The sequence below is a fragment of the Actinoplanes sp. NBC_00393 genome (assembly GCF_036053395.1).
In the GTDB taxonomy this organism is placed as follows: Bacteria; Actinomycetota; Actinomycetes; order Mycobacteriales; family Micromonosporaceae; genus Actinoplanes.
Window position 1 is genome coordinate 3,330,421 of sequence record NZ_CP107942.1, and the last position, 13,667, is coordinate 3,344,087.

The following is a 13,667-nucleotide window of genomic DNA, read 5'->3' on the forward strand; positions in this document are numbered from 1 at the left end:
ACGGTCCGGGCACCGTGCCGGTGCCCGGACCGCGTCGGCGCTTGATCGGGTTGGTCGTTGCGCTCGTGGCACTGCTTGTCCTGCTGCTGCTGAGCGTGATGATCGGGTCGACGGCGATCGCGCCATCGGTGGTGTGGGACGCCCTGTTCCATCCTTCCGCCGACATCGACCAGTTCGCCATCCGTGACTACCGGCTGCCGCGCACCATCGTCGGCCTCGTGGTGGGCGCGGCGCTCGGCGTGGCGGGAGCGCTGATCCAGGCGTTGACCCGCAACCCGCTGGCCGATCCGGGCATCCTCGGCGTGCACGCGGGCGCTTCCTTCGCGGTGACGGTCGCCGTGGGGCTGATCGGGATCCGCGACATCGGTGGCTACATGTGGTTCGCCTTCGCCGGGGCGCTGATCGTCACTCTCATGGTGCTCGCCCTCGGGTCGACCCGCCAGGGGCAGTCACCGGTGGTCATGGTGCTCGCCGGGGTCTGTGTCGGCGCGGTGCTCAGCGGCGCCGCGTCGGCACTCGAGCTGACCAACCCGGACGCGTTCGACGCGATGCGGTCCTGGAATGCCGGTTCGATCGTCGGCCGGCCACTGGATCTGGTGTGGCCGGTCCTGCCGTTCTTCGCGGTGGCACTCATCCTGGCCTTCGCGGTGTCAGGTCCACTCAACGCCATGGCCCTGGGCGACGATCTGGCGGTCGCCCAGGGCGTCCGGCTGGCCCGCACCCGCGTCCTCGCGATCATCGCGCTCACCGTGCTCGCCGGCGGAGCGACCGCGATCGCCGGACCCATCATCTTCGTCGGACTCATGGTGCCGCACGTGGCTCGCTGGATCGTCGGCCCGCACCAGCGCTGGATCTTCGCCTACAGCGTCGTGCTGGCCCCGATCCTGCTGCTGGCCTCCGACATCCTCGGGCGCTTCGTCATGCACCCGAGCGAGATCCCCGTCGGCGTCATCACCGCCTTCGTCGGTGCTCCCGTTCTCATCGCGCTCGTGCGGCGTAAAAAGGCGAGCGGACTGTGACTCAGGTGGACTTCGGGCGGCGGGTGCTGGTGCTGCGTCGCCGCAGGATCGCGGTACGGCTCGAGTGGCGCTCGGTCGCCGTCTGCGCCGCGCTCGCGCTGGCGGTCGCGGCCACGGCGGTGCTCGCGCTGATGACCGGCTCGTACCAGCTCAGTCCCGGGCAGGTGGTCTCCGCGCTGACGGGCGGCGAGACCGGGCTCGTCCACGACATCGTGGTCGAGTGGCGGCTGCCCCGGGTGGCGGCGGCCGTGGTGTTCGGTGCCGCGCTGGGTGTCAGCGGGGCGGTGTTCCAGTCGATGTTGCGCAACCCGCTCGCCGACCCCGGTGTCATCGGGTTCTCCCAGGGCTCCTACACCGGCGCGCTGATCGTGATCCTGGTCATCAACGGCACCTACCTGCAGCTGGTCGGTGGGGCGCTGCTGGGCGGGCTGGCCACCGCCCTCGCGGTGTACGCGCTCGCCTATCGGCGCGGTGTGCAGGGATTCCGGTTGATCGTCGTCGGCATCGGCTTGTCGGCGATGCTGCGCTCGCTGAACACGTGGCTGATCCTTCAGGCCGATCTCGAGGTGGCGATGGCCGCCGCCGCGTGGGATGCCGGCTCCCTCAACGGGGTGGCGTGGGACCAGGTGGTTCTCGGCGGCGCCTGCATCAGCGTGCTGTTGCTCATAGCGGGCATGCTGAGCCGGCCGATGCGACAGCTGGAACTGGGTGACGATGCGGCCGCCTCGCAAGGGGTACGGGTCTCCCCGACCCGCCTCGGCCTGATCGTGGTGGGGGTCGCGCTGACCGCGACCGTGACGGCTGCGTCGGGGCCGATCGCGTTCATCTCACTGGTCGCCCCGCAGATCGCCCGCCGGCTCACCCGCACCGCGGGCATCACCCTCGCACCAGCCGCCTTCGTCGGCGCCCTGCTGTGCCTGGCGGCGGACTACATCGCCCAGCACATCGCCCCCACTCCCCTGCCGGTGGGGATCATCACCGTCATCCTCGGCGGCGGCTATCTAGGCTGGCTGCTGTTCACCGAAGCCAGGAGACGCCTGTGAGCACCCGCGCCGGCATCATCACCGACCGTGCGGCCAATCCGTTCGTCGAGAAGCTGTCCACTGGCGAGTGGAGTCCCGAAAGATTCAGACGGCACCTCAAGGAGACCGGTGCTCCGCTCGTCGAGCAGATCGGTGCGGGTGAGGTGGAGGTGACGTTCGTCGACGAGCCCGGGGACGACACGACGGTGACCCTCTCGGTCGTCATCGGCCCCACCATCGGCTTCAACAGGATCGACACGCAGTTCACGTCGGTGCCCGGGACGCCGTTTCGTACTCTCACTCTGCGGATGCGTTCCGACCTGCGCTTCTCGTACGTGTTCACACGATGTGGGCCGACGGGAGATGCGGAACGGGTTCCGGACCGGTTCAATCCGCCGCCGCGGTTCTCCGAGTGCTCGGTCGAGAGGTTCTCCGGGGCTTCCGTGGCAGTGCTGCCCGATGCGGTGCCGTTGCCCTGGCTGGATCACGCCGAAGCGCAGCCGGCCCCGGCGATGGAGTCTGCCGTGCTGGCGAGTGAGCTCCTCGGCAACGAACGCCGCATCTGGGTCTCGATGCCCCCGGGCGAGCTCCCGGACGACAGCGCACTGCCATTCGTGATCCACTTGGACGGTACGCCGGACCACAGCGCGCCGAGCGTGCGTGATGCCCTGGTCCGGGCGGGACTGATCCGGCCCTGTGCGGTGGTCCTCGTCGATCAGCTCGGACTGCAGCGCTACCAAGAGCTGCTCTGCGATCCGGCGTTCTCTCGAATGCTGGTCGAGGAGCTGCTGCCCTGGCTCCACGACCGGTATCCGCTGTCCCGGGACCCCGGCGACGTGGCGCTGGCCGGCGAGAGCTTCGGCGGCCTGTGCGCCGGGTGGACAGCGCTGCATCACCCGCAGACGTTCGGCAACGCCATCATCCAGTCCCCTTCATGCGGGTACCATCCCGACCTCAAAGGGGGCACCGGGGCGGGTGAACTGCTGCGCCGAACGCCCGTGCCGACGCTGATCGCCGACTACCTGGCCGCGGAACCGGCCCCGATCCGTATCTTCCACGATGCCGGCGAGCTGGAGAGCTCGAACACCCACAGCCGCTGGCTGGACCAGGTGCTCACCGCGAAGGGCTACGACACCGTCTACCGGGAGTTCGCCGGCGGACACGACTACGCCTGGTGGCGAGGACTCTTCGCCGACGCGCTGCGCTGGTGCTTCCCGCTCACGGTGGAACCTGGAGCCTCGGGACATTGAGGAGAGACGATCCGAGCGGGCTGGGGCGCGGACCGCTGACGAGGTGGCTGCCGGTGCTGTGGCAAGCGCCGCCGGAGCCGCCTGACGTCCGGCCGTTCGAGGTCCGGGCGGGTGACAGCGCGGGCCGGTTCGTGGCGCGTGTCATCTTCTCACTGCCACGGGTCACGATCCCCGCGATGCTGCTGGCGATCGTGTGGCAGGTCGGCGAGTCGGCGGTCACAGTGGTGATGGGAGCCGCGATCGACCGGGCGCTGGCGCCCGGGGACGCCGGGCAACTGGTGATGTGGATCGGTGTGCTGGTGGCGCTGTATGTCGCGCTGACCGGGACGGCCCGGGGCACGAACCGGCTCAACGCCTATGCGATTCAGTTGTTGCAGCACCGGCTGCGGGCCACCCTCTCGACCCGTGTGCTGCATTCCGGCGGCGCCCTGGTGCGGGCACCGGACGGCGAGGTGGTCTCGGTCATGACCAACGACGTCGCCCGCCTGGCCAACGCCGGCCTGCTCGTCGTCCTGCCGATCGCGAGGATCGCCGCCATCGGGTTCATCGCCGTGTCGTTACTGGTCACGCACTGGCCGCTCGGCGTCGCGGCGCTGCTGGGTGCGCCCGTGGCGGTCTGGTTGATGGGCTTGCTCAGCGAACGGCTTTCCCGAGACACCCGCGAATACCAGGATCTGCTCGCCGGAACCGTGGGACGGGCCGCCGATCTGGTCACCGGTTACCGGGTGATCAAGGGGGTGCGCGCCGAGGCCGAGGCGACCCGGCGATACCGGCGGGCCAGCCGGGAGACGCTCGTGGGCGCCACGCGCAACGCCGGTCTGCTCGGCAGGTATCTGGTGGGCTCCGGCATGGTGAACGGTGTGTTCGTCGCCGCGGTGACCGGGCTGGCGGGCTGGTTCACGGTTGACGGGCAGCTGAGCATCGGCGGGCTGATCACCGCCGTCGGCCTCACCCAGGCGCTGCTGCCGCAGATGCAGGCGATCGCGAGTGCGTCCATCCCCAACCTCGCCAACGCCCGCGCATCGGCCGCACGCATCCTCGCCGCACTGCGGAACGCAGGCGCCGACATAGCCACGCCTGCGCCCGGTTGCGGGACACGTCCCGAGGTCACACCGACGCTGGTACTGGACGTGTCCGGCGCGTCGATCCGGGTGCAGCCCGGTGAGCTGGTGGGGGTACGCGCCGATGACCGGACCGCCACCCGTATCGCCGACGCACTGCTGAACCCGCAGGCCGACACCGACATCGAGGTACGCCTCAACGGACAGCCGGTGCACGAGCTGACCTCAGCGCAGTACCGCTGCCTTGTCACCGTCGCACCCCACCGGGTGACGTTGTTCAACGGAACCGTCCGCGACAACCTCGCCCTGCCTGCCCGTGCTCCGGAGCTGCTGGAGGCGGCGGTGCGGGCGGCGGCCTGTGAGGACTTCGCCGCCGATCTGGACGGCCCGGTCGGCGAGGGCGGCAACCGCCTCTCCGGAGGCCAGCGTCAACGCGTCGCGCTCGCCAGAGCCCTGGCGAGCGACGCGCCGTTGCTGGTGCTGCACGACCCGACCACCGCGGTCGACCCGGTGACCGAACAGAAGATCGCCGAACGCGTACGGGGAGTCCGCGCGAATCGTTCGACGCTGCTGATCGCCTCGTCCCCGGCGCTGCTCGGCTGCTGCGACCACGTCGTGGACCTCCTCGCCGTACTCGACGAGCCGGTGGCGCCATGACCGGGACACTCGCAGCGGCCGACGAGGCGCTGCCGGTCGCGGACGGCCGGGAAACGGCCAGGGAGCTCTGGCGGCTCAGCCGCGGGCACCGGCTCCGCCTCGCCGTCGTCGCGGTGCTCGGGATCGTCAGCACCACCGTCGATTTGATCCCGCCGGTGGCCATCGGGTTCCTCATCGACCGGGCGCAGACCAGCACCGCCGACCTCGGCACCGTCCTGACCGTCACGGCGGTCATGGCACTCTCGGCAGTCCTCGGGGCGGCGGGCACCGCGGTGACGATCGTGCTCGCCACCCGCGCCTATCACGCCATCCTCGCCGCGCTGCGCGAAGAACTCGTAGCCCGCGCCCTGACGCTGCCGCAGCACACCGTGGAGCGGGCCGGCACCGGCGATCTGATCTCGCGGTCCAGTGACGACGTGACCGCCGTGACCGATGCCGCCCCCGCGGTGATCCCCGTGGTCACCGTCGCCGCATTCGCCATCGTCGTCTCCCTGGGCGGACTGGCCGCGCTGGACTGGCCCTACGCGGTCGCGCTCGCCGTCGTGCTGCCCGTCTACGCGGTCGCGATGCGGTGGTATCTGCGCACCGGGCCACCGGTGTACCGGGCCGAACGGGCGGCGATGAGCGCCCGCGCCCAGCAGATCGTCGAATCCCAGCGCGGCTATGCGACCGTGCTCGGCTTCGGACTCGGCGAACAACGCCACCACACCGTGATGACCACCTCCTGGGCTGTCGCGGTACAGGCGCTGCGGGCGCGCACCGTACAGAGCATGCTCAACGCCCGCCTCAACCTCGGCGAATGCCTGAGCCTGGCCGCCGTCCTCGTGGTCGGCTTCGTCCTGATCGACCACGGGACCTCGACCGTCGGTGGTGCGACCACCGCCATGCTGCTCGTGCTGCGCCTGCTCGGCCCGGTCAACCAGCTGATGTTCGTGATCGACACCCTGCAGTCCGCGCTCGCATCGCTGAACCGCATGGTCGGCGTCACCACCATCCCTGTCGCAGAACCCGCAGACGAGCCGCCCACACCGCGGGGCACCGCCCATGCTGTCCGGCTCCAAAGCGTCGCGTTCGGCTACGGAACCGGCCCTCGTGTACTGCAGGACATCACCCTCGACATCCCCACCGGGCAGCGCATCGCCGTCGTCGGCGCGTCCGGTGCAGGGAAAACCACCCTGGCGTCGGTGATAGCCGGCATCCACCCACCCGATACCGGAACCGTGACCCGTCCCCGCAGCATCGCGGTGATCACCCAGGAGACCCACCTGTTCGCCGGGACCCTGCGCGACAACCTCACCCTCGCCGCCCCCGACGCGACCGACGACCAGCTGCGCGCCGCGCTCGACACCACCGGCGCAGCCGGAATGCTCGACCTGCTGCCGGACGGCCTCGACACGATGGTCGGCGCCGGCGGACATCCCCTCACCGACGCCCGAGCACAACAGCTCGCCCTCACCCGCCTGCTGCTCACCGACCCCGACCTCGCGATCCTCGACGAGGCGACCGCCGAAGCCGGCTCCACCCAGTCGGGGCTGCTCGACCGTGCCGCCGACGCAGCTCTCGCCGGCCGTACCGGGCTGGTGATCGCCCACCGGCTCACCCAAGCCGCCGCGTGCGACCGGATCGTGGTGATGGCGCACGGTCGCATCACCGAGAGCGGGACGCACTCCGAACTGATCGCCGCCGGCGGCGTCTACGCCGGGCTGTGGTCGGCGTGGGAGGCCGGTCGGGGTGCGTTCGCTGAGTGACCTGGGTGGTGGGTGCCGGCGTACGACGTGCAGTGCACAGCCGCGTACGCGACCGAGGACACGGTGGCCCATCGATGTCGACTCGGCTACCGGGACGGGATCGGCGATGCCGCGCCCACCACGCGGGCAATCGAGGTACGTGACCTGTAGGCACACAGGTCCTCCGAGCCGGTTCCGATAGTCCTATGACGTCGGCGCGGCCCCGCCAACCCCGGAGACTCTGATGTGCTGATGTCCTACCCGGCGGGCAGGATGGGCGCGGGAGGTACAGATGAGCGACATCGCGGACGTTCCACCCGCCGTTGTGGGCCGGCTCCGGGTAATCTGCCGGGAACTGCCCGAGGCGTACGAGGAGCCGGCGTGGATCGGCCTGCGGTGGCGGATTCGCCGGCGGACGTTCCTGCACGTCTACACCACCGACGAGAGGCGGTCGGCGTACATCGATCTGGACGATCCGGCCATCCTGATGACCTTCCGGGCGCCGCCCGGGGAGTTGGCCGCGCTGGCGCATGCCGGCCCTCCGTTCTTCCGGGCCGACTGGGGTGTGAATGTCGTGGGAATGGTGCTGGACGACGAGACGGACTGGGTCGAGGTTGCCGAGCTGGTGACGGACAGCTATCGCGTGCAGGCGCCCCGCCGCCTCGCGTTCCGGCTGAAGGCAGGTCGATGAACCGCCGGCTACCTCCCCACATTGCCGCTTACCTCGCCGGTCGGCACCGCGCCCTGGCTGGGCAGTGCGGGTGCGGTGAGGGGCTCCGACAGCAAGATGGGCTGGTCAAGCGCAGGATCGCGAGATCGCCGTCCATTGCCCGGACGCGCCTTCACTCGGTTCGGGAATGGGCCTCGAGTACGGTGAGGTCGCGCACCGCGTACCGGTGATGCTCGGCCTCTTCCTTGAGCACGACGCTGAGGCAGCGGCGTACGACGTAGTCCTTGTCCGGGTAGTGGTCGGCCGGCTTGCGACCACATACCCGGTCGAGCTCGGCCTCGGTGAGCTCGTCGACGACCCGGCGCATCGTGGCCATGCGGGCGAGCCGCGGCGCGAGTACCTCGTCGAGCGTCGGGATGGCATCGAGGGTGAGTCCGAGGAGCTTCGCCGATGCTTCGGCCGGCTTCCCGCCGCCAGGAAGGCCCAACGAGTGGTACGGCGCATCCTCCTCGAGCACGGCGTTGCCGATCCAGGCATCGCTGGCCATCAGCAGATGCCGCTGCGTCTCGAGGAACGACCACTCGCCGTCGACCTGCTCATGCAGCTTCGCCTCCGGTAGGCGCCTGGCACGGTCAAGCGTCTCGCCCCATTGCTTCTCGATGGCATCCCAAGCGGCCCGGTATTCGGCGGCGGACGTGGCCTCACGGGCCAGCACCCGGTTGGGATGCAGCCGATCGAGTTCGGCCTCGACGTAGGCGGTCACGTCGATGTCATTGACAACGACACGCTCGAAGCCGCCACCAAGGGAGACGGTACCCCCATAGCAGTCCACGATCTTCAGACCGGTGACGTCGCAATCGCGAATCTCGAGGCCAGAGAGGTCGCACAGATGGATGCGGGCACCACGGAATTGGTCATCTTGGGTGTACTCAGCAGGCATGGGACAGCTTCCCGTATCCGTCCCGCCCCCCGCAAGGGAGTGCGGGATCGAGCATCTGGGCGTGCGCTCGACGATCGATCTTGCCCGCGCGGTTGAGAGCCATCTCGTCCAGCCAGACGTAGACGCGTGCAATCATCGGCGCGGGTCGCCAACTACCCAGTTGGCTTGTGAGCAACTCGTCGGGTCGCCGTTCGCCGACCAGATAGGCGACGATGGCCGCGCCGCCCGGGGTGTCCTCGCGCAACAGTGCCGCCGCGTCGACCACGCCTCGGCATGCGCGCAGGTTGTGCTCCACCTCGCCGATTTCGACCCGGTACCCACTGATCTTTGATCTGGTCGTCGATGCGGCCGACGTACTCGTAGATCCCGGCCGGCTGAAGCCGACCGTTGTCCCCGGTGGCGCACATGCGCTTGCCGGGCCTCTCGGCGAACGGGTCCGGAAGGAACGAGGCCGCCGTGCGGCCGGGATGGCCGAGATAGCCTCTGGCAAGACCGGCGCCGGCCAGGTACATCTGGCCGGTGTCGCCGACCGGGACGGGGTTCAGCTCCTCGTCGAGGACATAGGTTCGCACGTTGCGGATCGGGCGCCCGATTGGGACCCACTGCGAGGTCGAGGCGTCGCAGGGATACCGCGTCGCGGCCACCGAGGTCCTCGACATAGCCCCACACTCATCTACCGCTGGTATCGCGCGTGCGCTGAGAAGGCGGTCAGTGTCCGTGCCGATCTGGGATAACCGGGTGCACGACTTTGCCGCGGAACGCGCGCCACGGTCTGCCGTTGCCGTTGCCGTTGCCGGTAGCCGACGCGCGGCGAGCCGTGGCGGACTGCGCTACCAAGGGCGCTGGCTATCTCGCGGAAGACGCCCGATCTCGGGTACGGCCCTTGGTCAGCGGCGCTGCTGCTTCTTCTTCTTGTGTTTGGAGGGGGCGGGACGCGGGCGGATCCGGGTTCGTTTGAGCACGGACGGGTCCGTCGAGTTGTCCGGCGCGGTGATGACGCGGATCAGACCGACCAGCAGGCTGCAGACCAGGGCGATGATCGCGTAGATGGTCATCGCGACGTCCTCGGCGCTGTCCACCGGCGGGGTCGGCAGTCCGCGCCGGGCGTTGGGCCAGGTGACCGAGTGCGGAAGTATCGCAGAGACGAGCAGCAGGCCCGCGGTAATCCACTGCCACGGCACGAGACCGTCGTTGCGGTGCCGGACGGTGCGCCAGAGCCAGCAGACGGCGGCCAGGCCGCCACCGATGCCGCCGGCCATCAACCCGTTGTGCCACTGGTCGGTGTCGATGATCGTCGCGCCCTCCAGCCGGCCGACGAAATACCACACAGCGGGTGACCCCAGCAGGATCACCATCATCACGAACATCGAGTTTTCCGAGCGTGAACGCACGGCTCCCGAGGATAGGGCCGTGGCACCACAGCAACCTCCCTCCCTCCCTCCCTCCCCTCCCCGAGCCCTTCGCATGCCGTTTGACGTCGGCGGTAGCCGCCGTCCGTAGGCTGGGCGGTGAGCAGAGACGAGAGACCGTAGACTCCGGCGATGGCCATCAGTCGATGGATACTGCTGGTGCTCATGGTGGTGGTCGGTCCGCTGTTGTGGTGGGCCGGCGTGAATACCACCGTGTCAGCCGCCCGCGTTGCTTCCCCGCCCGGCGATGACACCCTGCGATACTTCCTTTCCAACTATCACAGCAGCGCACTCACCATGGTCGGCGTCTTCGCCGCCCTCAACCTGCTGCTGATCGTGGTCTTCCTGCCGACACGTCGGCAACTGCGCGAGGGCAAAGCGGGCACGCTCGTCCGCGCGGTGGTCGCGGCGATTCTTATAACCGGCCTCGCGTGGTTCGAATACCGGTTCAGTCCGGTGACCTACAACTGGAGCGGCGATCCGGACGCGTGGAGCCTGGTCAAGGACCACATCACGGCCTGGCATCCGGCCGTCGGCGCCTTCTGGGTTCTGATCATCGCGACAGCCGCCGCTGCGGTCGCCACTCAGGCCAGGGTGACCAGCCGTCAGCCTGCTGACCGGTCAGAGACGCACTAAAGGCCCGGTCTAGCGGACCTTCTTCGGCGCCGATCCATGCAGGTCCGATTTGCCAAATATGAGTTAGTGGGCCCGTCGGGTCAGTGTAATTCGGATATCCGGCCGAGCCCAGGAAGTGATCATGGTGGAAGGCTGGCGGGATGATCGAAGCGCAAGGGCACAACGGGCAGGTCCAGTTCGACGGAGTCTTTATCACGATCATCCGGAGCGGCTTCCTCGCTCGCGCCACGGTCGGTAAGGGAGAGAAGCGCATCCCATTGGTTCAGGTGAACGCTGTCCAGTGGAAGGCACCCGGTGCGCTAGTCAACGGCTACATCCAGTTCGAGACCTCTGGTGGAGGCGGTACCCGCGCCCGGTTCGGTCATCAAACCGTCCAAGCCGGTCGCGACGAGAATTCGGTGATCATGACGAAGAAGCAGGCACCGGCTTTTGAGCAGTTGCGTTCCGCCATCGAGCAGGCCATCGCCAACCGCCACACCGGACTTGGTCAGGCTCCGGCTGCTGCCCCGGCGCCGTCAGCAGCCGACGAACTGGCGAAGCTGGCTGCCCTCATGCAGCAGGGCCTGCTGACGCCAACCGAGTTCCAGCAGGCGAAGGCCCGCCTACTCGCCGGCTAACCGCAATGCCGCGTAGTTAGCGGATGTTGTGTCGACAACGGCGGCTTCTCGTGACCCCGGCTGGAACCGACTACGGGCATAAAAAGCCCGAACAGGCCAGTTCTACGGGCCTTCGAAACGCCAGCCGTAACGACCAAGAAGCGCTTCCGCGGTTACGGAGGGAGCAGAAAGGCTCCCACCAAGTGGTGGGAGCCTATGAGCAAGGTCAGCGATCACACGCTGACCTGCCAATACTCGTGGACCATACTTGGCAGAATAAGAACCGCATACCCGCAGCTCACGGCCCAATCGTGACCCTACCGGCGCGGTCCGCCAGGGTACCCGCTGACCAATACGGTCCCCGTAGCGCCGTCGTGCCGATCCGATCCGCCGTCGGCACCGGCGCGGCGGCCCCGACCACCGGACCGCCACTAACCTCGGCCCTTCGTTAAGGGCTGTCCACGGAGTGGGCGGAGAAAGAAGAAGTGCCTTCTGATCAGGGAAAATAGGACTTGCTGAGGGTCCGATGTTCCTGTCACGGAAGGCACTTGCTGGGTGAAGGCTACCGCAACACGTCCGAAGATCACGGTGACTGGTGGCGGGCGGGGCGTGGTCGCTCACGCTGGTGCCCGGCTGCTGGCCGATCTCGCCGACGCGACCGGGTTGACCAGCGCGTTCAGTCTTGGGTTGACGGGTCTGCGGCAGCGCGGTGGCGGGCACGACCCGGGCCGGATCGCGGTCGATCTCGCGGTGATGCTCGCCGACGGCGGCGAAGCGATCGCCGATCTCGCCGTCCTGCGTGACCAGGCCGGCCTGTTCGGGCCGGTCGCCTCCGACCCGACCGCCTGGCGGCTGCTGTCGAAGGTGGACGAGGCGATGCTGGCCCAGCTGCGAGCCGCGCGAGCCCAGGCTCGGGAAGTGGCCTGGGCTCAGCACGCCGAGGTCCGCGGCGACCTGCCACAGGTCACCGTGGCCGGCCGCAAGATGCAGGGCCTGGTCCTGGACATCGACGCGACGATCGTCATCTGCCACTCGGAGAAGGAGGCAGCGACCCGGACCTGGAAGAAGACCTTCGGCTATCACCCGTTGTTCTGCTTCCTGGACAACACCGGCGAAGCCCTGTCCGGGCTCCTGCGCGAGGGCCGGGCCGGGTCGAACACCACCGCCGACCACATCACCGTCCTGGACCAGGCACTCACCCAGATCCCCGACGCCCACCGGCACGGCACCCCGGTCCTGCTGCGCAGCGACTCGGCCGGCTCCAGCCACGGCTTCCTCGCCCACATCCGATCGCTGCGCGAGCAGCACCTGGACATCCGATTCAGCGTCGGCACCGCGATCACCGAACCCGTCCGGCAAGCGATCACCGCGGCCTCCGGCTGGATCCCCGCCATCGACACCGACGGCGACCTGCGTGAACACGCCGAGGTCTGTGAGATCACCGGCCTGTTCGACGCTACCGGCTGGCCGCAGGGCACCCGGTTCCTGGTCCGCCGCGAACGCCCGCACCCCGGCGCCCAGCTGTCGCTGTTCGACACCATCGAAGGCTGGCGGCATCAGGTCGTCGCCACCGACACCCCACCCGGCAACGGCGGCATCCAGTTCCTGGAGGCCCGGCACCGGGCCCACGCCCGCGTCGAAGACCGCATCCGCACCGGCAAGGACACCGGCTTCGGCCGGTTCCCGTCCCGGCACTTCGCGATCAACCAGGCCTGGCTACAACTCGCCCTGACCGGCATCGACCTACTCGCCTGGACCCAAACCCTGCTCCTCGACGGCGACCTCGCCACCGCCGAGCCCAAGAGACTGCGCTACCGGCTGCTGCACGTCGCCGCCCGGCTCACCCGCACCGCCCGCCGGACCCGCCTCGCCATCGCCGCCGACTGGCCCTGGACCGAGGCCCTGACCAGCGCTTTCAGCCGCCTCGCGGCACTCCCACGACCCGCAGGCTGACCCAGCAACCCACGTCCCACCAGCTTCACGGAGGAACCCGGCCCTGCGCCGGGCCATCAGCATGCCAGCAACCCGGCAAACCGCATCCGAAGTCACATCAATCGATCAGCAGCTATGGACGATGAGCCAAGTGAAAGACCGAGGCTAATCCATCATGACCGCCAATACCGCGACCGGCTCCTACAGGCTCTCCTTCGACAATGACGCGGCCTGGGCGCCTGTACCACCACCGGCGGCGGACGACGCTTCGCCCCCGACACCCGTCACGCAAAGCAGCCGAACAGAGAGTCGGCAGCATGGTCACGTGCACGGATTTGCCGATGTGAGGGCGGCGACCATCGACGGGTCTCAGGCGGCGAATTGCCGAAAGACATGACCGCTCGCGGGTTCCGTTGCGTTCGGCGGTTCGTCGTGCAGACCGGTTGAGCGGTGACCAGCACGCCGGACAAGATGAGGCATGAGGTCGAAATATCTGGGGCCTGGTTCCCCGGCACGGGCGCTGGAATGGATGACCGCCTCGGAGCAGTGCCTCGGATGGGTCTGGCGCGATGGAGTAAGGCGAATCCGGTGGGTTCGTATTGAACCGTCTCCCGGCGCTGAGATTCTCGTATCGACCTATGAGGGCGATCTCGTGGGTTCGCTTCGGACGCTCAAACGCCTCGGCGTGCCGGAGCTGGATCCAACTGTCACCATGCCTTCCGCCTTCACCGTCCGAGGTACCGCCGAA

13 protein-coding genes and 1 pseudogene are annotated in these 13,667 nt (G+C 68.7%); 10 read left to right on the top strand and 4 right to left on the bottom strand.

The window, feature by feature from the left end; translation table 11 throughout:
- Positions 1 to 65: 65 nt before the first annotated feature.
- The 7 genes from OHA21_RS15710 (at position 66) to OHA21_RS15740 (ending at position 7,427) form a co-directional block, all read left to right on the top strand.
- The gene (locus OHA21_RS15710; protein ID WP_328474632.1) at positions 66 to 1,019 is read left to right on the top strand and encodes a FecCD family ABC transporter permease; all 954 of its coding nucleotides are present in this window, start codon (positions 66 to 68) and stop codon (positions 1,017 to 1,019) included.
- Entirely contained in the window at positions 1,016 to 2,062 is a 1,047-nt protein-coding gene (locus OHA21_RS15715) for a FecCD family ABC transporter permease (RefSeq protein ID WP_328474634.1), read from the top strand. Before OHA21_RS15710 ends, OHA21_RS15715 begins: the two co-directional genes overlap by 4 nt.
- Positions 2,059 to 3,291, top strand: coding sequence for an alpha/beta hydrolase (locus tag OHA21_RS15720; RefSeq protein WP_328474635.1), 1,233 nt, complete (start codon positions 2,059 to 2,061; stop codon positions 3,289 to 3,291). Before OHA21_RS15715 ends, OHA21_RS15720 begins: the two co-directional genes overlap by 4 nt.
- Positions 3,292 to 3,344: 53 nt before the next feature.
- On the top strand, positions 3,345 to 5,009 hold the full coding sequence (locus OHA21_RS15725) for an ABC transporter ATP-binding protein (RefSeq protein WP_328474637.1): 1,665 nt from the start codon (positions 3,345 to 3,347) through the stop codon (positions 5,007 to 5,009).
- On the top strand, positions 5,006 to 6,757 hold the full coding sequence (locus OHA21_RS15730; RefSeq protein WP_328474639.1) for an ABC transporter ATP-binding protein: 1,752 nt from the start codon (positions 5,006 to 5,008) through the stop codon (positions 6,755 to 6,757). The genes OHA21_RS15725 and OHA21_RS15730 overlap by 4 nt, the downstream gene beginning before the upstream one ends.
- A 12-nt stretch (positions 6,758 to 6,769) precedes the next feature.
- Positions 6,770 to 6,907: a hypothetical protein gene (locus OHA21_RS15735; protein ID WP_328474641.1), complete on the top strand. Its 138-nt coding sequence runs from the start codon at positions 6,770 to 6,772 to the stop codon at positions 6,905 to 6,907.
- 121 nt (positions 6,908 to 7,028) lie between these two features.
- Entirely contained in the window at positions 7,029 to 7,427 is a 399-nt protein-coding gene (locus OHA21_RS15740) for an MmcQ/YjbR family DNA-binding protein (protein WP_328474643.1), read from the top strand.
- A gap of 151 nt (positions 7,428 to 7,578) precedes the next feature.
- On the opposite strand, the gene OHA21_RS15745 is transcribed toward OHA21_RS15740, so the two are convergent.
- The 4 genes and pseudogenes from OHA21_RS15745 to OHA21_RS15755 all read right to left on the bottom strand — a co-directional run bounded on the left by OHA21_RS15745 (position 7,579) and on the right by OHA21_RS15755 (position 9,737).
- Entirely contained in the window at positions 7,579 to 8,346 is a 768-nt protein-coding gene (locus OHA21_RS15745) for a DinB family protein (protein ID WP_328474645.1), read from the bottom strand.
- Positions 8,336 to 8,641 carry a hypothetical protein gene (locus tag OHA21_RS15750; RefSeq protein WP_328474647.1) on the bottom strand — a complete coding sequence of 102 codons (306 nt, stop codon included), beginning with the start codon at positions 8,639 to 8,641 and terminating at the stop codon, positions 8,336 to 8,338. Before OHA21_RS15750 ends, OHA21_RS15745 begins: the two co-directional genes overlap by 11 nt.
- A gap of 190 nt (positions 8,642 to 8,831) precedes the next feature.
- Positions 8,832 to 9,071: pseudogene (locus tag OHA21_RS52725) on the bottom strand (AMP-binding protein); the annotation flags it as partial.
- 162 nt (positions 9,072 to 9,233) lie between these two features.
- The gene (locus OHA21_RS15755; protein ID WP_328474649.1) at positions 9,234 to 9,737 is read right to left on the bottom strand and encodes a hypothetical protein; all 504 of its coding nucleotides are present in this window, start codon (positions 9,735 to 9,737) and stop codon (positions 9,234 to 9,236) included.
- Positions 9,738 to 9,887: 150 nt separating this feature from the next.
- Here OHA21_RS15755 and OHA21_RS15760 point away from each other — a divergent pair, with 150 nt between their 5' ends.
- The 3 genes from OHA21_RS15760 (at position 9,888) to OHA21_RS15770 (ending at position 12,940) form a co-directional block, all read left to right on the top strand.
- Positions 9,888 to 10,391 carry a hypothetical protein gene (locus OHA21_RS15760; RefSeq protein WP_328474651.1) on the top strand — a complete coding sequence of 168 codons (504 nt, stop codon included), beginning with the start codon at positions 9,888 to 9,890 and terminating at the stop codon, positions 10,389 to 10,391.
- A gap of 140 nt (positions 10,392 to 10,531) precedes the next feature.
- Positions 10,532 to 11,008 (top strand): DUF4429 domain-containing protein, encoded by a 477-nt coding sequence (locus OHA21_RS15765; RefSeq protein ID WP_328474653.1) that lies wholly within the window; start codon positions 10,532 to 10,534, stop codon positions 11,006 to 11,008.
- A 534-nt stretch (positions 11,009 to 11,542) separates the two neighbouring features.
- Positions 11,543 to 12,940 (top strand): IS1380 family transposase, encoded by a 1,398-nt coding sequence (locus tag OHA21_RS15770; RefSeq protein WP_328468718.1) that lies wholly within the window; start codon positions 11,543 to 11,545, stop codon positions 12,938 to 12,940.
- Positions 12,941 to 13,667 lie beyond the last annotated feature (727 nt).

Excerpts from the sequence above, each read along its gene's own strand:
- OHA21_RS15740 (WP_328474643.1), top strand. The coding sequence starts at position 7,029 with ATGAGCGACATCGCGGACGTTCCACCCGCCGTTGTGGGCCGGCTCCGG.
- OHA21_RS15760 (WP_328474651.1), top strand. The coding sequence starts at position 9,888 with ATGGCCATCAGTCGATGGATACTGCTGGTGCTCATGGTGGTGGTCGGT.
- OHA21_RS15745 (WP_328474645.1), bottom strand. The coding sequence starts at position 8,346 with ATGCCTGCTGAGTACACCCAAGATGACCAATTCCGTGGTGCCCGCATC.
- OHA21_RS15730 (WP_328474639.1), top strand. The coding sequence starts at position 5,006 with ATGACCGGGACACTCGCAGCGGCCGACGAGGCGCTGCCGGTCGCGGAC.
- OHA21_RS15765 (WP_328474653.1), top strand. The coding sequence starts at position 10,532 with ATGATCGAAGCGCAAGGGCACAACGGGCAGGTCCAGTTCGACGGAGTC.